The sequence below is a fragment of the Psychrobacter sp. DM8 genome (genome assembly GCF_051307025.1).
In the GTDB taxonomy this organism is placed as follows: Bacteria; Pseudomonadota; Gammaproteobacteria; order Pseudomonadales; family Moraxellaceae; genus Psychrobacter.
In genome coordinates, this window is record NZ_CP195538.1 from 2,827,749 (window position 1) to 2,849,532 (window position 21,784).

General features: G+C 45.1%; 12 protein-coding genes, 2 tRNA genes and 3 rRNA genes. 7 read left to right on the forward strand and 10 right to left on the reverse strand.

The window, feature by feature from the left end; genetic code table 11:
• Positions 1-138: 138 nt before the first annotated feature.
• The 5 genes from rrf to ACR64J_RS12170 form a co-directional block, all read right to left on the reverse strand.
• A 5S ribosomal RNA gene (rrf, locus tag ACR64J_RS12150) occupies positions 139-253 on the reverse strand.
• A 216-nt stretch (positions 254-469) separates the two neighbouring features.
• Positions 470-3,329 (reverse strand): 23S ribosomal RNA (locus ACR64J_RS12155).
• A gap of 426 nt (positions 3,330-3,755) precedes the next feature.
• A tRNA-Ala gene (locus ACR64J_RS12160) sits at positions 3,756-3,831 on the reverse strand.
• Positions 3,832-4,039: 208 nt separating this feature from the next.
• Positions 4,040-4,116 (reverse strand) — tRNA-Ile (locus tag ACR64J_RS12165).
• 86 nt (positions 4,117-4,202) lie between these two features.
• Positions 4,203-5,741 (reverse strand): 16S ribosomal RNA (locus tag ACR64J_RS12170).
• The 16S, 23S and 5S rRNA genes sit together here with 2 tRNA genes alongside, the layout of an rRNA operon.
• A gap of 1,146 nt (positions 5,742-6,887) precedes the next feature.
• Here ACR64J_RS12170 and thrS point away from each other — a divergent pair.
• The 4 genes from thrS to rnr all read left to right on the forward strand — a co-directional run bounded on the left by thrS (position 6,888) and on the right by rnr (position 13,326).
• On the forward strand, positions 6,888-8,822 hold the full coding sequence (gene thrS, locus ACR64J_RS12175) for a threonine--tRNA ligase (protein WP_435949880.1): 1,935 nt from the start codon (positions 6,888-6,890) through the stop codon (positions 8,820-8,822).
• Positions 8,823-8,851: 29 nt separating this feature from the next.
• A complete protein-coding gene (gene infC / locus ACR64J_RS12180; protein ID WP_435951077.1) occupies positions 8,852-9,349 on the forward strand; it encodes a translation initiation factor IF-3 in 498 nt (165 codons plus the stop codon).
• Positions 9,350-9,655: 306 nt separating this feature from the next.
• Positions 9,656-10,891 carry a toxic anion resistance protein gene (locus tag ACR64J_RS12185; protein ID WP_435949881.1) on the forward strand — a complete coding sequence of 412 codons (1,236 nt, stop codon included), beginning with the start codon at positions 9,656-9,658 and terminating at the stop codon, positions 10,889-10,891.
• Between the two features lie 173 nt (positions 10,892-11,064).
• The gene (rnr, locus tag ACR64J_RS12190; RefSeq protein ID WP_435949882.1) at positions 11,065-13,326 is read left to right on the forward strand and encodes a ribonuclease R; all 2,262 of its coding nucleotides are present in this window, start codon (positions 11,065-11,067) and stop codon (positions 13,324-13,326) included.
• 85 nt (positions 13,327-13,411) lie between these two features.
• Here the strand turns inward: rnr and ACR64J_RS12195 are convergent, their stop codons facing one another.
• The 5 genes from ACR64J_RS12195 to hisA form a co-directional block, all read right to left on the reverse strand.
• On the reverse strand, positions 13,412-14,251 hold the full coding sequence (locus tag ACR64J_RS12195) for an IS3 family transposase (RefSeq protein ID WP_435951011.1): 840 nt from the start codon (positions 14,249-14,251) through the stop codon (positions 13,412-13,414).
• A complete protein-coding gene (locus tag ACR64J_RS12200) occupies positions 14,239-14,751 on the reverse strand; it encodes a helix-turn-helix domain-containing protein (protein ID WP_435949055.1) in 513 nt (170 codons plus the stop codon). Before ACR64J_RS12200 ends, ACR64J_RS12195 begins: the two co-directional genes overlap by 13 nt.
• A gap of 134 nt (positions 14,752-14,885) precedes the next feature.
• Entirely contained in the window at positions 14,886-15,164 is a 279-nt protein-coding gene (locus tag ACR64J_RS12205; RefSeq protein WP_435949883.1) for a hypothetical protein, read from the reverse strand.
• 58 nt (positions 15,165-15,222) lie between these two features.
• A complete protein-coding gene (locus ACR64J_RS12210; protein ID WP_435951078.1) occupies positions 15,223-16,743 on the reverse strand; it encodes a mechanosensitive ion channel domain-containing protein in 1,521 nt (506 codons plus the stop codon).
• A gap of 163 nt (positions 16,744-16,906) precedes the next feature.
• Positions 16,907-17,644, reverse strand: coding sequence for a 1-(5-phosphoribosyl)-5-[(5-phosphoribosylamino)methylideneamino]imidazole-4-carboxamide isomerase (gene hisA, locus ACR64J_RS12215; RefSeq protein WP_435949884.1), 738 nt, complete (start codon positions 17,642-17,644; stop codon positions 16,907-16,909).
• Positions 17,645-18,306: 662 nt separating this feature from the next.
• On the opposite strand from hisA, the gene ACR64J_RS12220 reads away from it, so the two are divergent.
• Genes ACR64J_RS12220 through ACR64J_RS12230 form a run of 3 tightly spaced genes read left to right on the forward strand, consistent with a single transcriptional unit; the run spans position 18,307 to position 21,783 of the window.
• Positions 18,307-19,656 carry a Na(+)-translocating NADH-quinone reductase subunit A gene (locus ACR64J_RS12220; RefSeq protein ID WP_435949885.1) on the forward strand — a complete coding sequence of 450 codons (1,350 nt, stop codon included), beginning with the start codon at positions 18,307-18,309 and terminating at the stop codon, positions 19,654-19,656.
• Between the two features lie 5 nt (positions 19,657-19,661).
• Positions 19,662-20,897 carry an NADH:ubiquinone reductase (Na(+)-transporting) subunit B gene (locus ACR64J_RS12225; protein WP_435949886.1) on the forward strand — a complete coding sequence of 412 codons (1,236 nt, stop codon included), beginning with the start codon at positions 19,662-19,664 and terminating at the stop codon, positions 20,895-20,897.
• Complete coding sequence (locus tag ACR64J_RS12230) at positions 20,878-21,783, forward strand: Na(+)-translocating NADH-quinone reductase subunit C (RefSeq protein WP_435949887.1); 906 nt, start codon at positions 20,878-20,880, stop codon at positions 21,781-21,783. Before ACR64J_RS12225 ends, ACR64J_RS12230 begins: the two co-directional genes overlap by 20 nt.
• Position 21,784 lies beyond the last annotated feature (1 nt).

Genomic DNA, 21,784 nt, shown 5'->3' on the forward strand with positions numbered 1-21,784 from the left:
TAAAAAATTGCATGTCAATTTTAGGTTCGCAAGAGCCAATCCTTTAAATAGGATTGGCTGCGTAGGTCACATGGTAATGACTAAATGAAAGATAAAAAAAGAGCCATCCGATTAAGGATGACTCTTCTTAGAATAGAGAGCTGACGATGACCTACTCTCACATGGCCGGAGCCACACTACCATTGGCGCAACGATGTTTCACTTCTGAGTTCGGGAAGGGATCAGGTGGTGCCATCGTGCTATTGTCGTCAGCAAAGGGGGTTAGATATGAGTCTGTTGGTTTTACTTAATGACTTAAGTATCACTATCCTAACTGAATCAAGGATAAAGGTGATATCGATATAATGCTTACCATTCTATGAATAACCATTGTGCGTTTTATCTGTCAAGGGACCTTCAAGTCATTGAAGGTGCGTGACAGACGCATAATTGTCACTCAATAGATAATTACAAACCACTTGGGTGTTGTATGGTCAAGCCAAACGAGCAATTAGTACAGGTTAGCTACACACATCGCTGTGCTTCCACACCCTGCCTATCAACGTCCTAGTCTTGAACGGCTCTTTAGGGAAATCTTATCTTGAGGTGGGCTTCCCGCTTAGATGCTTTCAGCGGTTATCCCATCCGAACGTAGCTACCGGGCAATGCCATTGGCATGACAACCCGAACACCAGTGGTTCGTCCACTCTGGTCCTCTCGTACTAGGAGCAGCTCCTCTCAAATTTCCAACGCCCACGGTAGATAGGGACCGAACTGTCTCACGACGTTCTAAACCCAGCTCGCGTACCTCTTTAAATGGCGAACAGCCATACCCTTAGGACCTGCTTCAGCCCTAGGATGAGATGAGCCGACATCGAGGTGCCAAACACCGCCGTCGATATGAACTCTTGGGCGGTATCAGCCTGTTATCCCCAGAGTACCTTTTATCCGTTGAGCGATGGCCCTTCCATACAGAACCACCGGATCACTAAGACCTACTTTCGTACCTGCTCGACTTGTGGGTCTCGCAGTTAAGCGCGCTTTTGCCTTTATACTCTACGACCGATTTCCGACCGGTCTGAGCGCACCTTCGTACTCCTCCGTTACTCTTTAGGAGGAGACCGCCCCAGTCAAACTACCCACCATACATTGTCCTCGGTACTGTTATACCTGAGTTAGAACCCCAACATGACCAGGGTGGTATTTCAAGATTGGCTCCACCAAGACTAGCGTCTCGGCTTCAAAGCCTCCCACCTATCCTGCACAAGTCAGGTCAAAGTTCAATGTAAAGCTGTAGTAAAGGTTCACGGGGTCTTTCCGTCTAGCCGCGGGTACACAGCATCTTCACTGCGATTTCGATTTCACTGAGTCTCTGCTGGAGACAGCGCTGCCATCATTATGTCATTCGTGCAGGTCGGAACTTACCCGACAAGGAATTTCGCTACCTTAGGACCGTTATAGTTACGGCCGCCGTTTACTGGGGCTTCGATCAAGAGCTTCGCTTACGCTAACCCCATCAATTAACCTTCCAGCACCGGGCAGACATCACACCCTATACGTCCACTTTCGTGTTTGCAGAGTGCTGTGTTTTTAATAAACAGTTGCAGCAGCCTGGTATCTGCGACTGCCAACAGCTCAAGGAGCTTGTCCTATCACCATCAGCAGCGTACCTTCTCCCGAAGTTACGGTACCATTTTGCCTAGTTCCTTCAGCAGAGTTCTCTCAAGCGCCTTGGTATTCTCTACCTGATCACCTGTGTCGGTTTAGGGTACGATTCGTTTATAACTATTGCTTAGAAGCTTTTCCTGGAAGCATGGTATTTGCCACTTCGTCCTACAAGTAGGACTTGCTATCAGATCTCGACCATATTGCAGCCCGGATTTACCTAAGCCACAAGCCTACATCCTTTCACCTGGACAACCAACGCCAGGCTGACATAACCTTCTCCGTCCCTCCATCGCATTATAAACAAGTATCGGAATATTAACCGATTTCCCATCGACTACGCCTTTCGGCCTCGCCTTAGGGGTCGACTCACCCAGCCCCGATTAACGTTGGACTGGAACCCTTGATCTTCCGGCGTGGATGCTTTTCACACCCATTATCGTTACTCACGTCAGCATTCGCTCTTGTGATACCTCCAGCACACTTTACAATGCACCTTCACAGGCTTACACAACGCTCCCCTACCACTTGAAAACAAATTCAAATCCGCAGCTTCGGCTCCTAGTTTGAGCCCCGTTACATCTTCCGCGCGGGCCGACTCGACTAGTGAGCTATTACGCTTTCTTTAAAGGATGGCTGCTTCTAAGCCAACCTCCTAGCTGTCTATGCCTTCCCACCTCGTTTCCCACTTAACTAGGAATTTGGGGCCTTAGCTGGCGGTCTGGGTTGTTTCCCTCTCCACAATGGACGTTAGCACCCACTGTGTGTCTCCCGGATATCACTCATCGGTATTCGGAGTTTGCATCGGTTTGGTAAGTCGGTATGACCCCCTAGCCGAAACAGTGCTCTACCCCCAATGGTGTTCGTCCGAGGCGCTACCTAAATAGCTTTCGGGGAGAACCAGCTATCACCGAGTTTGATTAGCCTTTCACCCCTATCCACAAGTCATCCCCTGGCTTTTCAACGACAGTGGGTTCGGTCCTCCGGTGCCTGTTACGGCACTTTCAACCTGCTCATGGATAGATCACTCGGTTTCGGGTCTATACCCTGCAACTATGACGCCCTATTAAGACTCGGTTTCCCTACGGCTCCCCTAACGGTTAACCTTGCTACAGAATATAAGTCGCTGACCCATTATACAAAAGGTACGCGGTCACCCTAATAAATTAAGGCTCCCACTGCTTGTACGCACACGGTTTCAGGTTCTATTTCACTCCCCTCACAGGGGTTCTTTTCGCCTTTCCCTCACGGTACTGGTTCACTATCGGTCAGTCAGGAGTATTTAGCCTTGGAGGATGGTCCCCCCATCTTCAAACAGGATTTCTCGTGCCCCGCTCTACTTAATATGTCAATACTAGAATTTAAAATACAGGACTATCACCTACTACGGTCAGCTTTCCCACGCTGTTCTTCTATTCTAATATCAATCGGCTTCTCCCCGTTCGCTCGCCGCTACTTGGGGAATCTCATTTGATGTCTATTCCTAAGGGTACTGAGATGTTTCACTTCCCCTCGTTCGCTTCCTAATAAATTAGGATACCTAGCTTATGCTAGGTGGGTTTCCCCATTCAGAAATCTCCGGATCACAGGATATTGCCGCCTCCCCGAAGCTTATCGCAGGCTGTCACGTCTTTCATCGCCTCTGACTGCCAAGGCATCCACCATGTGCGCTTAATTACTTGACCATACAACCCCAAAGGGTCTATTTACTTGCTAAGTTTATCTCTATTAGTAGTAAAAGTAGCCTCGAAGTAATTCGAGGTATTTTACTACTGAACAGATCTGGTACTTAACAGGTTGGTTTCGCAATTATAACGATATCACCTATGTTTACGCTTGATTCAGTTCTCTTTACTTTTTTAATAACTCACCCCTGGGATAACAACTGATGTCGTTAAGAGGTGAGTTATTAAGGTTAAGAAGTGCGCGTGAACACGCTCTTCCTAACCCAGACTCATATCTATGTTTTTAAATAGTTCTTACTCTCTCGTCGAGTAGTAAGTTCTGTATAAAACAGAAAGAAATAATCAGTACTTATTTGTTATAAGTCGAATCATTCGTTTCTATTTATGCTTATGTATATATTCTATTCAATCGGGCTTGTTTATTAATGGTGGAGCCAAACGGAGTCGAACCGTTGACCTCCTGCGTGCAAGGCAGGCGCTCTACCAACTGAGCTATGGCCCCTGAGCGAGGATACAATCAAAGCACCGCTTTGATCCGAGCGCAAGAGTAAATCCCTTAAAGGGGATTTGCTGATAGCCCTAACCCTTCTTAAACCTTAAAGCCTTTTACTTCGCTAGGCTCGCAAGAGAAAATTGCTTAAAGGCAATTTTCTATAAGTCTTGCTAACGCTTGAGCGTTTCTAACTGTTTTAAGCACTGTACCTAAATAATGGTAGGCCTGGGCAGACTTGAACTGCCGACCCCCGCGTTATCAACACGGTGCTCTAACCAGCTGAGCTACAGGCCTGTACGAGGCATATACCTCTAGCTAATAAACTAGCTTAAACTAAAGAACAACTTGTTGTGAATTCTTGCCAAGAAGAATGCCGTCTATAAGGAGGTGATCCAGCCGCAGGTTCCCCTACGGCTACCTTGTTACGACTTCACCCCAGTCATCAACCACACCGTGGTGAGCGCCATCCTAAAAGGTTAGGCTACCCACTTCTGGTGCAATCAACTCCCATGGTGTGACGGGCGGTGTGTACAAGGCCCGGGAACGTATTCACCGCGGCATTCTGATCCGCGATTACTAGCGATTCCTACTTCATGGAGTCGAGTTGCAGACTCCAATCCGGACTACGATAGGCTTTTTGAGATTCGCATCACATCGCTGTGTAGCTGCCCTCTGTACCTACCATTGTAGCACGTGTGTAGCCCTGGTCGTAAGGGCCATGATGACTTGACGTCGTCCCCGCCTTCCTCCAGTTTGTCACTGGCAGTATCCTTAGAGTTCCCGGCCAAACCGCTGGTAACTAAGGACAAGGGTTGCGCTCGTTGCGGGACTTAACCCAACATCTCACGACACGAGCTGACGACAGCCATGCAGCACCTGTATTCTAATTCCCGAAGGCACTCCCGCATCTCTGCAGGATTCTAGATATGTCAAGACCAGGTAAGGTTCTTCGCGTTGCATCGAATTAAACCACATGCTCCACCGCTTGTGCGGGCCCCCGTCAATTCATTTGAGTTTTAACCTTGCGGCCGTACTCCCCAGGCGGTCTACTTATTGCGTTAGCTGCGTCACTAAGTCCTCAAGGAACCCAACGACTAGTAGACATCGTTTACGGCGTGGACTACCAGGGTATCTAATCCTGTTTGCTACCCACGCTTTCGAACCTCAGTGTCAATATGATGCCAGAAGGCTGCCTTCGCCATCGGTATTCCTCCAGATCTCTACGCATTTCACCGCTACACCTGGAATTCTACCTTCCTCTCACCTATTCTAGCCTAACAGTATCAGATGCAGTTCCCAGGTTAAGCCCGGGGATTTCACATCTGACTTATCAAGCCACCTACGCTCGCTTTACGCCCAGTAATTCCGATTAACGCTTGCACCCTCTGTATTACCGCGGCTGCTGGCACAGAGTTAGCCGGTGCTTATTCTGCAGCTAATGTCATCGTCAATGGGTATTAACCATTGAGTCTTCTTCACTGCTTAAAGTGCTTTACAACCAAAAGGCCTTCTTCACACACGCGGCATGGCTGGATCAGGGTTGCCCCCATTGTCCAATATTCCCCACTGCTGCCTCCCGTAGGAGTCCGGACCGTGTCTCAGTTCCGGTGTGGCTGATCATCCTCTCAGACCAGCTACAGATCGTCGCCATGGTAGGCCTTTACCCCACCATCTAGCTAATCCGACTTAGGCTCATCTAATAGCGAGAGCAACAAGTTGCCCCCTTTCTCCCGTAGGTCGTATGCGGTATTAATACGAGTTTCCCCGTGCTATCCCCCACTACTAGGTAGATTCCTAAGTGTTACTCACCCGTCCGCCGCTCGTCATCTTCTAGCAAGCTAGAAATGTTACCGCTCGACTTGCATGTGTTAAGCCTGCCGCCAGCGTTCAATCTGAGCCATGATCAAACTCTTCAGTTTAATCTAACTATGAAGTCTTTCACTATAAAATAGTAAGACGACTTCTAATCTTTGGCTCATCTAATCTGGCAAAATCGCTTTAAATTATGTTCGTAATGAATTAACTTTGAGTTTTTCTGCTGATTAAATGATAATTTTTATAGTTAATAATCTCCCCGAAAAGAGAAGATAGTCAACTTTATTTTTAGCATTCTTGTCTCAGCAAAAATCCACACAAGTTGTTCTTTAGTTTCGCTTTTAAATAGTGTTCCACTGCTGTCGTCCAGTCAGTGATTTAATCTAATATCTTGTTTGCTAAATTCGCTTCAAACCCTTAGGGTCTTTGCTATCTAGCGAGCCGACTATCTTATCATAGTAGATTAGTTTGTCAACTCTTTTTATAATTTGTTTCGCTAAGTTAAGGTTCTGATTTCGCTAATATTATCAGCTAGTCTCTTCCCCTATCTCTTATCGAGGTGCGTATTATAGACGCTTTAATTAGTAAGTCAAGAAGTATTTTTATTTAGTTTGAAATTTCATTTTTAATTACTAAAGTAGTTAGTTTGAAATTTCTCGCTATTGGCTGGTTGGTTAGAATGATAAGTCATTCTTCAATCCGCCTTCCCTTTCGACTGGGTGGCATTATACGCATGTTTAAAGTTGGGTCAAGGGGTTTGGTAGATTTATTTTATATACTGATGTTTTCTAAGATTCTGCTGTGTGGGGTGTGCCCACTGACAGTGTTTGTTGCATATTAATGTCATCGACTCGTGGCTAATAATACTTATATATGTAGGAGAATCTAACTCATATTACTATATGATAGTTATAAGAACATAACCTCGCCGCTAGCCTCGATACAAGGAGGTAAAAGCAAGTGCTTGGGAGACACTTGCCCTGACACCAGAGAAAATCTAAGATCTTCTGTGTAGTTAAGCCTTAATGATTACGATAATACTAGGATACCTTATGTACTGAGATACCTTCTTTAGCCAGCAGCTCATAGAGCGTGTTAGATACAAGCAAATAGCAAGATTAGCTCCCAAAAATCGTTTATAATAGCCGTCACTTAGATAACCTATATATGATAACTAGCGCTATTGCTGGTTTTTCTGTTTTAATAGCCGTCATTCATTGATAGCGTTTTAATAAATTTTGGATAAGATTATGGTAGCGATTACTTTACCCGATGGTAGCGTAAAAGAGTTTGAGGGCAGCACGACAGTCATGGAAGTGGCGCAAAGTATTGGCGCAGGCCTTGCCAAAGCGACGGTCGCAGGACGTGTCGATGGTCATTTGGTAGATGCCTCTGATCCTATAGCCCATGATGCCGTCGTTGAAATCGTTACCCCAAAAGATGCTGATGGGGTCGATATCATTCGTCACTCGGCCGCGCATTTACTCGGTCATGCGGTAAAACAGCTGTATCCAGACGTTAAAATGGTGATTGGCCCTGTGATCGAAGATGGCTTTTATTATGACATCTATAGCGAGACGCCGTTTACGCCTGAGCATATGGAAGCGATCGAAAAACGCATGATGCAGTTGATAAAGCAGGACTATGACGTCATAAAGAAGATAACGCCACGTGATGAAGTGATTAAAATCTTCGAAGAGCGCGGTGAGGATTATAAGCTTAAGCTCATCAATGATATGCCAGGTGAAGAGGCTTTTGGTCTGTACCATCATCAAGAATACGTCGATATGTGCCGTGGCCCGCATGTGCCTAATACAAGATTCTTAAAAGTATTTAAATTAACTAAGATGTCAGGCGCTTATTGGCGCGGTGATGCTAAGAACGAACAGCTACAGCGTATTTACGGTACCGCTTGGGCGGATAAAAAAGATCTGAAGGCTTATATCCAGCGTATTGAGGAAGCGGAAAAACGCGACCATCGTAAGATTGGCAAAGCTTTAAATCTGTTTCATATGCAAGAGCAAGCGCCGGGTATGGTGTTTTGGCATGCCAATGGCTGGACGATTTATCAAGTGCTTGAGCAGTATATGCGTAAAGTGCAATACGATAACGGCTATGAAGAGATTAAGACGCCACAGATTGTCGATCGTAGCTTGTGGGAGCGCTCTGGACACTGGGGTAATTACGCGACCAATATGTTTACCACTGCGAGTGAGAACCGTGATTATGCGGTGAAACCGATGAACTGCCCGTGCCACGTACAAGTATTTAATCAAGGTTTGAAATCTTATCGCGATTTACCTCTACGTATGGCAGAGTTTGGCTCGTGTCACCGTAATGAGCCGTCGGGGTCATTACATGGTTTGATGCGGGTACGCGGCTTTACCCAAGATGACGCGCATATCTTCTGTACGCAGTCGCAAATTCAGGCGGAGGTCGCAGATTTTATTAAGCTAACGCTTGCCGTATATGAAGACTTTGGCTTTGATAATATTATTATGAAGCTCTCGACCCGTCCTGAAAAGCGTGTCGGTAGTGACGAGTCTTGGGACTTTGCCGAAAAAGCGCTAGCCGATGCGCTCGATAGTTCGGGGCTTGATTGGGAGTATCTGCCCGGTGAAGGCGCATTTTATGGTCCAAAGATTGAATTTAGTCTCAAAGACAGCTTAGGCCGCGTCTGGCAGTGCGGTACTATTCAGGTCGATCCTAATATGCCCGAGCGCTTAGATGCTGAATTCGTTAACGAGCAAAACGAGCGCGAAGTACCTATCATGTTGCACCGTGCCATCTTGGGTTCGTTTGAGCGCTTCATTGGTATTTTGATTGAGAACTACGCCGGTTGGATGCCAGTATGGCTTGCGCCCAAGCAAGTAGTGGTCATGAATATCACGGATAAACAGGCCGATGCTTGCGAGAATGTGGTCAATGAGCTTAAAAACGTAGGCTTGCGTGCTATTAGCGACTTGCGTAACGAAAAGATTGGATTTAAGATACGAGAGAAAACATTAGAACGTATTCCCTATATGCTAGTATTAGGGGATAAAGAAGTGGAATCGGGCAATGTCAATGTCCGTACGCGAGAAGGTGAGAACCTCGGCGTGATGAGTGTTAACGAATTTATTGCATTAGTACAGACCGCTGTTGGTGCCAAAGGCCGACAGACCCCAAAAACAGATGAGGAGTAATACCTATTAAACAGTCAAACCGTTTAAACATTAACGAAGATATTAACGTCAAAGAAGTTCGCTTGGTTAAAGAAGATGGCGAACAAATGGGCGTAGTTGATATCGAGACCGCGATGAGAACGGCTCGTGAGGACAACTTAGATTTGGTTGAATTGGTCCCAGATGCCAAGCCGCCAGTATGCAAAATCATGGATTATAAGCACTACCTCTATGATCAAAAGCAAAAGGCGAAAGAGGCTAAGAAGAACCAAAAGCAAACTCAGTTGAAAGAGATGAAACTGCGTCCGAGCACTGATGAAGCTGATTATCAAGTAAAACTGCGTAAAATTGTCAGCTTCTTAGAAGATCAGGACAAGGTTAAAGTCAGTATTCGCTTTCGTGGTCGTGAAATGGCGCACCAAGATTTGGGTCGCAAGCAGCTTGAGCGTATTATTGAAGATACCGCAGAGATCTCAAATGTCGAGCAACATCCAAAGATGGAAGGTCGCCAGATGGGTATGCTATTAGGCCCTACTCGCAAAAAATAGGCTATAAGAGTAGTGATAGCTGTAACGTATGTAATTGTAATGTCCAACCATCAATATACAGCGATATATTGATGGTTTTTTATTATCTATGGTTGGTAGTCTTTAATATGTAGCTGGTGTTGTTTTGCCTTTAATAGGTTCTGCATTTACAAAATCTGCCTTACCAACTCGGTAGTAACCGCGTAGTCTATAGCTAAGATTAAACGCTACTGGTTCAATCAGCTCACATTAATAAAAACAACAGGGCATTCAAAAGCTCGACTGTTAGGCCAATAAGCTCATTCACGAATTATAATAGGACATGACATGCAAGAATTGACCCCACCAGAGAACACCAATACGCCAAGCATCTCACTAACACCGCCAGAGCCTGTAAAAGAGATACAAAAAAGTGAAGCGGATCAGATGGTAAAGCTAGATGAGAGTCAAATTCCAGAGCTAGACGCCAAAGTCGATGCATTCGTCGATCATGTCATCACTAACTCTGTGCATAGTCCTGAGTTTCAGCAAAACATTCAGTCCATTCACAATTTGGGCACCAAAGAGATTCGCGAGTCCGCGCAAGTCTCAAACCGCATGCTTGACTTGCCAGCCAAAAGTTTAAACGACGGTCTGTTTGATAACTCCCCTATCGCAAAATCTCTGACCGAGCTGCGCGGTATCGTCGAAGATTTAGACCCAAGTAAAAAGCAATTGACCAGTTCGCGTAAACTCTTTGGCTTGATTCCCTTTGGTAACAAAGTCCAAGATTATTTTCGTCAGTACGAGTCGGCGCAATCGCATATTAATGCGGTAGTGACCAGCCTATATAACGGTAAAGACGAGCTGCTCAAAGACAATGCCACCATTGAGCAAGAAAAAGTCAATATGTGGGAGCTGATGCAATCGATACGTCAGTATGTCTATGTCGGTAAAAAAATCGATGAGCAACTTGAGCAAAAAGTTCACGCGATAGAAGCGACAGATCCTGAAAAAGCACGCATTATTAAAGAAGAGATGCTGTTTTATGTGCGTCAAAAGAACACCGACTTTTTGACGCAGTTGGCAGTAAACGTCCAAGGTTATTTGGCACTCGATACGATTCGTAAGAATAACCTAGAGCTGATAAAGGGTGTCGATCGCGCGACTACGACCACAGTCTCTGCTTTACGTACTGCAGTCGTTGTCGCTCAAGCGATGACCAATCAAAAGCTCGTTCTGGACCAGATTACAGCACTCAATAAAACCACCAGTAGCTTGATCGAGTCGACCTCTGAGATGCTCAAACGTCAGTCAGGCGAGATTCATGAGCAGGCGACTAGTAGCACCATTGAGCTTGATAAATTGCAAAACGCCTTCAATAATGTCTATGACACTATGGATATGATTAGTAATTACAAAATTGAAGCGCTCGAGAATATGAAGCAGACGGTCAATACTTTAACGAGTGAAGTCGATAAAGCACAAAAGTATCTCGATAAATCCAATCAGACCACGGTGATAGAGGTGTCAAAAGAGCTCGATAGCAAGTCGCTAACAGACGAATCTGGTATCGATATTTAGCAGAGCAGTATCTTAATAGCCATTTTGATTTGGTTTTATATATTCACAGATGCTCATTACTTGAGTGTCTGCCCTATTTGTTATTTTAAGACGAACAATAGACGTCATATATTGCATCAAAGTTCGTGTTAAGATAGCGCCTACTAATAATTTAAAAATAGAAACGGTAATTTATGAGTTGGAATGATCCAAACGCCTCAGCTGAGGCACAAAAATATGATAATCCTATTCCTAGTCGTGAGCTTATACTTAGCACGATCATTGAGCAGGGCGAAGCGACCCATCAGCAACTGGCAAAAGCCTTTGGCATAGAGGATCCTGATCAGTTTGATGCGCTAGGCAATCGCCTAAAAGCAATGGCTCGTGATGGTCAAGTTAACCGTGATGGGCGTCCTTATCGCTATCGTACGGTCACGCAGCATGACGTCGTTGAGGGTACAGTCTCTGCACATGCCAAGGGCTTTGGGTTTGTATTGCTAAGTGATATGCCAGATTTGTTCTTGCATGAAAAGCAAATGCGCTGGGTCTTTAACGGTGACACGGTTGCGGCAGTTGCGACCTCTACAGACAATCGCGGCCGCACTGAAGGTCGCATCGTTGATGTCGTTGAACGTCAACAAAATCAATTCATCGGTACACTGGCTCGCGATGAGGATGGCTACTGCGTTGAGCTGGGTAGTCCTAATAATCATCAACCGATTACGGTTACTGATGACAATGTCAATGCGCTCAATATCAAGCAAGGCGCTCCTGTCAAAGTAGATATTATCGATTGGCCCAACCAGCACGAGTTCTCTACGGGTAAAATCACAGAAGTGCTCGATGATGAGAACGATCGCGAACTCATTATTGAGACAACGCTGCTCAATTATGATATCCCGTCAGAATTTAGCGAAGCGACGCTCAAGCAAGCCAATGACTATAAAGAGCCGACCGAAAAAGACCTAAAAGGTCGTACTGATTTGCGTGATCTACCCCTAGTCACTATCGATGGCGAGGATGCACGCGATTTTGATGATGCGGTATTCGCCGAAAAACGCTCTGGTGGCAATTATCGCGTCGTTGTAGCAATCGCTGATGTCAGTCACTATGTCACGCCGAACTCTCCTTTAGATGTTGAAGCCTTTGAGCGCGGTACGTCCGTCTACTTCCCGCATCGGGTGATTCCGATGTTGCCAGAAGTCTTATCCAATGGTCTGTGCTCATTAAATCCTGATGTCGATCGTCTGTGTATGGTCGCAGATATTAAAGTATCACGCGCCGGTAAAGTGACAGGTTATGAGTTCTATCCTGCGGTTATCCATTCGCAGGCACGTCTGACCTATAATCAGGTCAATGATTACTTTGCCAATCCAAAAGATGACAGCATTCCAAAGTCATTAACAGGCAACAAAGACGTTAAGAAGTCTATCGATACGCTACATCAGTTGTATGATTTGCTTATCCAAAAGCGTGAAGAGCGTCATGCGATGGAGTTTGAAACGGTTGAAACTTACATCAAGTTCAATGAGACAGGCGGTATTGCAGCCATTGTACCTCGCACACGCGGGGACGCGCACAAGCTAATTGAAGAGTGCATGCTCCTTGCTAATACCTGCGCGGCGAACTTTGCGCTCAAAGAAGAGCTGCCGGTGCTGTATCGTAACCACGATAAGCCAGATGGTGAGAAGTCCATGCGTGTGCATGAATACGCTAAGAACTTTGGCTTGTCCTTCCCAGAAGAAAACCCGACGCAAGCGGATTATCAGCGAATTATTGAGGCGACTAAAGACCGTCCCGATGCTATAAGTGTGCACAGCATGTTGCTACGTTCGATGATGCAAGCTAACTATGCCCCTGATAATATCGGTCATTTTGGCTTGGCTTACGATGAGTACAGTCACTTTACTTCACCAATTCGCCGTTATCCTGATTTGATGCTTCATCGCGCGATCAAAGCAAAAGTCACAGGTAGCAAACAGCCTGTCATGGACTTCTCTTTGGACGGTGCTGGCACGCAAACCTCAGATACTGAGCGCCGCGCGGAAAAAGCCTCTCGCTACGTAGAATCTTGGCTCAAATGTCATTATATGACCGATCACGTCGGCGAAGAGTTCGAAGGCGTGGTAACCAGTGTGACAAGCTTTGGCCTATTTGTGACTTTGACCGACCTATATATCGATGGCCTGGTGCATATCTCAAACGTTGGCGATGACTTCTTTGTCTATGATGAAAAGCAGCAGCAGCTTATCGGTAAAGATAAAGGTGGTCTATTTGGACTTGGCGACACCGTAAAAGTAAAAGTCGCTGGCGTCAATATGGACTTGTTACAGATTGATTTTGATTTGACCGCTAAGCTGAAAGCCAGCGCTATGAATCAAACTAAGAAAGACAACTCTAAAAAAGCACCTGCCAAGAAAAGCAGCCGCGGCAAAGGCGGTAACAAAAAGAGCTAGTTTCTCTAGAATCTTTTTGACAAAACTTATTTAAATAAAAAGGCTAACGCGATGAACTGCCCCCCTAAACTTGGACGGTTTAAGTTTATAACAAGGACTGAGTTCTGTACTGTACAGGGCTTAGTCCTTTTAGTTTTAGCTGAATACGCTCATGATTGTAATAGTGAATATACTCATGAATCTGTTTCTCTAACGCTTCAATAGTTTCTGGTTTCTCAATATAAATCGTCTCACACTTAAGCGTACCGAAGAAGCCTTCCATCAATGCATTGTCCAAGCAATTGCCCTTACTGCTCATACTTTGCTTAATATGATTCGCTTTAAGCGACTTTGCAAACGGCTTCATCTGATAATGCCAGCCTTGATCTGAATGCAGTGTCAACTCCTCCTTGCGTTTTTTAGGTATGCCTTTAAGCGCACCATCTAGCATCTGTTTCACTAAGTCATATACCGGTCGTCTTGAGAGCGTATAACTGATGATCTCATTGTTATAGCAATCTAGTATAGGAGACAGATACAACTTATCACCGCCCACTTTAAACTCAGTAATGTCAGTAAACCATCTGCGATTAGGCGCACTCGCCCTGAACTTGCGCTTGACTCTATTCTTAGCTATGACGCCGCACTGTCCTTTGTAGGATCGATACTTTTGCCTTCTGATTCTGGCAGTCAGCTTAAGCTGTCCCATGAGCCTGGCAATCAGTTTATGGTTATGAATTAAACCCTCATTCTTGAGTGCTTGGGTGATTCGACGGTAGCCATACCGACCTTTATGGTGATGATAGATATCACTGATACGCTGTTTGAGATCGGCGTATTTATCTTCACTCCAAAGCTGTGCTCTATGATAGTAGAAACTACTCCTTGCAAGCTTTGCTATGGTCAGTAAGTCAGATAACGCATATTGCTGCCTTAGTCCTTCGATGAGCCTTGCTTTATCGCGGCTTGTTTCCTTTCCTTGAGCAAGGCATCGAGCTTTTTTAGATAGGCGTTCTCCGCTCGTAAATACTCATTCTCACGCTTGAGCTCTGCTAAGGTCTTTTCATTATCAGGTTTGTCTGTGATAGGAGATGCCATAGTACTACCTTTATATTTGGATATGAGTCCAGACATACCGTAGAGGCGGTAGGCTTTATGCCAGTGGCTAATAAGTGCAGGTGAGCTGATAGTAAACCTAAGGGCAGTTTCAGATTGACTTAGTCCTTCTGCTAACATTACAGCGAGCACTTTATACTTAAACTCACTATTGTATTTAGTTTTACTGGTCTTAGGTTTAATGGCGTCTATACCGCCATGTTGATATTGTTCAGTCCATTTGCTGACAAACCTTGGATTTACAGAAAACTTTTCACCTGTCGCACTGCTACTATGTCCTTGTTTGTAGTATGCAATGACTTTGATCTTAAAGTCTAGATCGTAACGCATAAAATAACCCCCATAAGTGGTGTCCAACTTATGGGGGTCAGTTCACGATGTTAGCCTTTTTTGTTTTGTAGCAAGGACGATACAGGATACTTTGTTTGCAAATTAAAAAATAAATGACCACTTGTAGCTTATAGTTACTCAGCGCTCTCTTGCATCTGTTCAAGTCGCTGTTGCTCGAGGTTTTGAGCTTGTTCAATATCAGCCGTCACATTATCAATAATGGCTTTGGGCTGCTCACCTAAAGGCTGTCCTGAGATACTGTCATTTGCCTCGTCTTTATTTTTAACTACTGCCACATCAGCATCCATTAGCGCAGCTCTGTTTTTTTGGTTAAAATAATTATTGATCATATTAAAGCCAAGTAGCATAAAGACAGTAGCAAGAGTAAAAGCTATCAGATGTTTTCTTTGCATAGGTGTAACCTTCTATAATTTGTCTTCACTCTTAATTTTTTGGACTTAGTCTTTCAAATTACTCTTGCGGACTATTATTGTTTAATAAATCAGTCTCGTCGGAGTTTTCTGCGATCTCTTGTTCTACCTTTTCCATCAATTTATCATCAGGACGGGCGTCTAATACCTCATCAGCATTGCGACCTTGCAAAATGTACTTGGCGCGGGCCTTAGCGCGTTTTTTGTCCTCATCATCATTGTTGACGTCGTCAAGCTTCACATCCTTGGTAGATTCTGGTGTCGTCGGTGTGATACTCATATCAGTGCTTTGAGGCGCTTCTTGCTCACTTAGAACTTGACCAAACTCTAGAGCTTTTTCTACCTTGTCATTAAAGCGCAAACGGTAGATAGGTTCAGGCAGACTAAAGCCTTCGTTTTCTAGCGCATGTTTGGTTTCGCGGATCGCGATACTACGTGCTTTATAAAAGTCGGTTTCGGACTGATCCACCCACACCTGAAATTCTAAAATAATATTTGAGTCGCCAACATTGGTAATAATAGCAATGGATCGAGGCTTGTCTAATACAAAATCTAAGGTATAAATGGCATCAAGTCCGACTTTGATTGCCGCTAGTGGATCATCATTAGCATCCACGCCAAGCTCAAAGGTAAAGCGGCGTTCAGGATTTTTGGTATAGTTCAAAATCGTACCTTTAAACACCTCAGCATTAGGAATACGTAGCTGGTTGCCGTCCAAGGTCATCAAGATAGTCGCCCGTGACGTCAGTCTAACTACGATACCCTCCTGCCCATTGATATCGACCTGATCGCGAGCACGAAAAGGCTGGCGGATGCTCAGCATTAGCGAGGCAATATAGTTCTCAATGGTGTCTTTGACTGCAAAACCGACAGCGATACCGATGACACCTGCACCGCCAAGCAGTGTGCCGAGCACAGTCTCTGCGCCTATCAAACTAAGCGCCAGTATCAGACCGAAGATGATAAAAATGACTTTGACCGTTTGCGCTAGTAGCTCTGCGACAAAGGGATTAGGCGTGAGGCGTTGCCACATTTGTTTATGGTTGGATAGCCAGCTGCCAAACCAAGCCACTAGGCCAAATATCACTATACCGACTAGCAATAAAGGAATGGCTTTGAGTAAGTTTCTACCTTGAGTCTTTAAACCTTGATAGACGGTTGAGACGTTATCTTGCACATCGAGTGTGCGCTCAATTTGGTCATCTACAGTGACCACATCCGTTAAGCGATTGGTTAAGTTGATAGCTTGCTGGGCCTTTTTTTCGTTAGGAGCCTCACCACTTAGAGTCGCAACCCCTTGTGATACTGTTACTGTAACCGCTTGCAAGCCCTCAATCTCTGAGAATATACCCTTAATACGTGTCCGAATCTCGTCGTCTTTGAGTGGCGTTGGTGTCGTCTCTATCTGCGCATTGTTGGTGCTTTGACCATGAACAATAGGGGGTGCACCCGCTTTGTCATCGCTATTGTCTGACTCACTCGCCTCTACACCCAAAGCCGTTGCCACACCTGCCAACTCTTCAGATGCAGCATGACTTGGTAGACTAAGCACAATACTCATTACTAGCAAGCTTAAGGTAGAGAACAAGGTTAACCTTGACATAAATACCTTTTTGTATCTAAATAAGCTTAAATTAGTCATCATAAATACTCTTAGTCAGTATGCTGCTGGTTATCTAGCAATTTTGTGCAAAGTAGTGACGGCATAACGCTATCAATGTCTGTTAGAGGTCTAAATACTGCTGAGCGGTGCTTAGGTCTAAAGTACCTTCGTAAATCGCACGACCAGTAATGATACCTTCAATACAATCGCCAAAAGGCTTGAGTAGCTCAATATCTTTCATATCAGTGACGCCGCCTGAGGCAATCACAGGCAAGCCGCCTTCTTGCGCTAAATTAACCGTCTGCTCTACATTGACGCCTTGCATCATGCCATCACGAGCAATATCGGTATAGACAATAGAAGATACACCAACATTAGCAAAACGTTTGGCCAGCTCAGTGGCTCGGGTGTCGGTGACGTTTGCCCAGCCATGGGTGGCTACCATACCGTCTTTGGCATCGATGCCGACAATGATATGTCCGGCAAACTCGCGGCAAGCCTCAGCGACAAAGTTAGGGTCTTCAACGGCTTTGGTACCGATAATGATATACGTTAAACCAGCACTGATGTATTGCTCAATAGTCTGCAGCGTACGCACGCCGCCACCCAACTGGATAGGCAAACTAGGATAGGCTTTGGCAATGTCATGTACTACGTCTTTATGTACTGGTACGCCATCAAACGCGCCATTGAGATCTACTAGGTGCAAACGTCTTGCCCCCGCCTCCACCCAGCGCGCTGCCATAGCAACTGGATCGTCAGAGAACACTGTGTCATCCTCCATTCGGCCCTGTTTGAGACGCACACATTTGCCGTCTTTTAGATCAATAGCTGGGATAATAACGGGCGCTGCACACATACTTTATTCCTTATAAAACATTATATTTATGACACTGATGACAAAAAACCTTTTTTAGAATTAACTGGTTTTGTCATAAAAAAAATAGGCATTAATATCAAGTAAATTCAATTAGTAACTGGCAATTTTAGGTCAATTTAGCGTATAATCCTAGGTAAATTTGTATTTGTTTTTACAAAAGAGTCATCAGACGTCGAGCATCATGCTGTGTTTGAGACTTATATTATCTTGTTTATTCTATTGACAATGAGCTGCGTACTTCATCTTGCATGAGCGGCTCATTTATTAATTCAACGGTTTAGCTATTGAACATAGCTTTTGTAGCATAATAAGTTGGTTATAAATGGCATGGTAGATTAACTTATGACGTTTGAGCACACTTTGTTCGGACTTTATAGATAACCTATCTATCTTGTATCTTGGTAGCCGGTCGCTAATTGGTACAACGAATAAGACATTAACGTGTTGTTAAGGAGTCTAAGGTCAGCGTTAATATTCTTGCTAGCAGCAAATCTTGAGCATATCATTTGATAGTTTTAATTTTATTTTTTGCTCATCAAAAAATAATGTTAGATCTGCTTGATGACTGCTTACGAGTATGCTGCCGTTATACCAAACAGGACGTCTGGTATCGTTTTGAACTATGGACTAAGTTTTCGCTTATGATTACCATCAAAAAAGGTTTGGATTTGCCCATCACAGGTGAACCCTCCCGCGAGATATCCGAGCATCAACCTAAGCATGTCGCCCTTATCGGTTACGATTATGTAGGTATGAAGCCTACGATGAACGTCAAAGAAGGCGATATCGTCGCTAAAGGTCAACCTGTCTTTGAAGACAAAAAACGGGTAGGCGTCATATACACAGCACCTGCAGCCGGTACAATCAAAGCTGTTAAGCGCGGTGAGCGCCGAGTGTTTGAGAGTTTGGTGATCGAAGTTGATCCAAATGGCAAAGAAGTCGAGTTTGAGCGCTTTGACTCCGCTAAGCTTGCTACGCTTGATGCTGAAATTATCGAAAAGCAGCTACTTGCCTCAGGCGAATGGACAGCGTTTCGTACCCGTCCTTATAGCCGCGCGCCTGAGATTGGTGCTCGTCCGCAAGCCATATTTGTTACCGCTATTGATACCAATCCACTAGCTTTTGATCCTATGATACTGATCACTGAGCAGATGGCAGCGTTCAATGACGGTCTTGCAGTGCTATCAGCGCTCAGCCCAAAGACATACGTCTGTCATCATGCAGATGCAAAATTACCAGCTGTGGCACAAACGGCTGGTAACAACGTCACTGAGTATCACGCTTTTGCAGGCAAGCACCCAGCAGGTCTTGCAGGTACCCACATCCACTTTTTGCATCCTATCATGCGCGGCGTTACTGTGTGGACGATCGGCTATCAAGACGTTATCGCTATCGGCAAACTGTTTACCACAGGACGCTTGTATACGCGCCGTTTGATTAGTTTGGCAGGTCCTGCGGTCAAAAGCCCGCACCTAGTTGCAACCGAACGCGGCGCTGATCTAACGGCGCTTACTCAGGGCAAACTATTAGCAGGTGAAAACCGCGTTATTTCAGGCTCGGTGCTATCGGGTCGTAAAGTCTTTGCTAATATCGCTTATCTTGGCCGCTTTCATGATCAAGTCAGCGCATTGGCAGAAGGCTACGAGCGCCCAGCGTTTCACTTTTTTAGCCCAGGCAAAAACCGTTTTTCTAAGCTGCCTATCTACATCTCGCAGTTTTTTAAGAAAAAATACAACTTTACGACGACCACCAATGGCTCACCACGAGCGATGGTGCCAATTGGCATCTATGAAGAAGTCATGCCACAAGACTATCTGCCAACGCAGCTTTTGCGTGCACTGATTATCGAGGATATGATTACTGCTGTAGATTTAGGCGTACTTGAGCTGGACGAAGAGGACTTGGCGTTATGTACCTTTGTCTCACCTGGTAAATATGAATACAGTGATATCTTGCGTGATAATTTGACGCGTATTGAGCTGGAGGGTTAATCACGATGAAATTTTTATACAATATGTTCGATCGTATGGAGCCATCCTTTACCAAAGGCGGCAAGCACGAGAAGTACTATGCTATCTTTGAGATGTTCGATACGTTTTTACGTCAGCCCAGCTCAACGACCTTTACCTCATCGCATGTGCGTGATGGTATCGATCTAAAACGCATTATGATTACAGTATGGCTCTGTACGTTCCCAGCGATGTTTTGGGGTATGTACAATGTTGGTCATCAAGCACTAACGGCTATTGCTCAATTGGGTCTGCAGCCTGAAGGCTGGCGCACGATTATTACGAGTATGGCAGGCTATGATCCAAACAGCATTTGGGCAAGCTTTGTCTACGGGGCTATGCAATTTTTGCCGATATATATTGTCACCTTTGCTGTTGGTATTACCTGTGAGGTGATATTTGCTGTTGTTCGTGGTCACGAAGTTAATGAAGGCTTCTTTGTGACCTCGGTGCTCTACGCGCTCATCATGCCGCCAGATATTCCGCTATGGCAAGTGGCCTTAGGTATTATCTTTGGGGTTGTGGTTGCTAAAGAAGTCTTTGGCGGTACCGGTAAAAACTTCTTAAACCCTGCCCTATCAGGTCGCGCGTTCTTGTACTTTGCTTATCCTGCTTACATGTCAGGTGATTCGGTCTGGACGGCGGTCGATGGCTTCTCAGGAGCGACGCCGCTGGGTCTTGCCGCTCTTGGCGTGACACCTGAGAACTTTACCAATGTGTATGGTCAAGCGATCACTTGGAGTGATGCTTTTTTAGGTAATATCCAGGGCTGTATTGGTGAAGTCTCAACACTCGCTATTTTGATTGGTGCTGTCTTCCTACTGTGGACGCGTATCGCTTCTTGGCGCATTATGGCAGGCTGCGTGATCGGTCTCATTGCCACCTCGCTTGTCTTTAACTTGATCGGTTCTGAAGAAAACCTAATGATGAATATGCCGTTTTATTGGCACTTAGTTATCGGTGGTTTTGCTTTTGGTGCTGTCTTTATGGCAACAGATCCAGTATCAGCTGCTCATACCAATAAAGGTCGCTGGGCTTATGGTATTTTGATCGGATTTATGACGGTTTTGATTCGAGTAGTGAACCCCGCTTTTCCAGAAGGTATTATGCTAGCTATTTTATTTGCTAACTTGTTTGCGCCTTTGTTTGACTATTTTGTGACACAGGCGAATATTAAGCGTCAAACGGCACGGAGGGTTCGTTATGTCCAAGCCCAAAAGTAACAATGCAAAAACCATCAGCGTAGCTCTTATCCTATGCTTGGTCTGCTCGGTACTGGTCTCAGCTGTCGCTGTCGGCCTCAAACCGTCACAAGTTGAGAACGCGCGCTTAGATCGCAACAAAAACATCTTAGTGGCAGCAGGATTATATAACGCTGAATCAGATACTGCTGACGATGTAGTAGAGCGTTTCAAAGAGTTCGATGTTGAGATTGTCGATTTAGCCGCAGGTAACTATCTAGATGATGAGCAGTTAGTAGAGGTCGGCATTCCTGATCGTAATGCTTATGATGCTAGTCAAGCGACCAAAAACGCAGCGCTCAGCGAAGACCTAGGCAGTAATGATCTTGCTAGTATTGGTCGCGTCCCGAAATATGCCAAAGTCTATGTCAAAAACGACGACGCTGGTAACCCTGAAATGGTGGTATTACCTATCCAAGGTTATGGTCTTTGGGGCACGATTTATGGATTTTTGACGCTTGAGAGCGATATGAATACCATAAAAGGTATTAGCTTTTATGAGCACAAAGAAACTCCAGGTCTTGGCGCTCGTATTGAAGAGGCAGAATGGCGCGCTAAATGGCAGGGCATTCACTCTTATGACGAGAACGGCGAAGTTGCAACTGGCGTGACTAAAGCGGGTAATCCAAAGGAGAACTGGGTCGATGGCATTAGCGGCGCTACCTTAACAGGGCGCGGCGTGAGCAACATGATCCAGTTCTGGTTGGGGGATTATGGCTATAAGCCCTACCTAGATGCACTACGTCAAGAGAGCGGCGAAACCATTGATAATGCTGAAACGCAAGCTCAGTTATCTAATGATAAAGCTGCACAACCCACCACCGAGCTGGCAGCTAAGTCGCCAGTAGCAAACGGCAAGGAGGCATAAT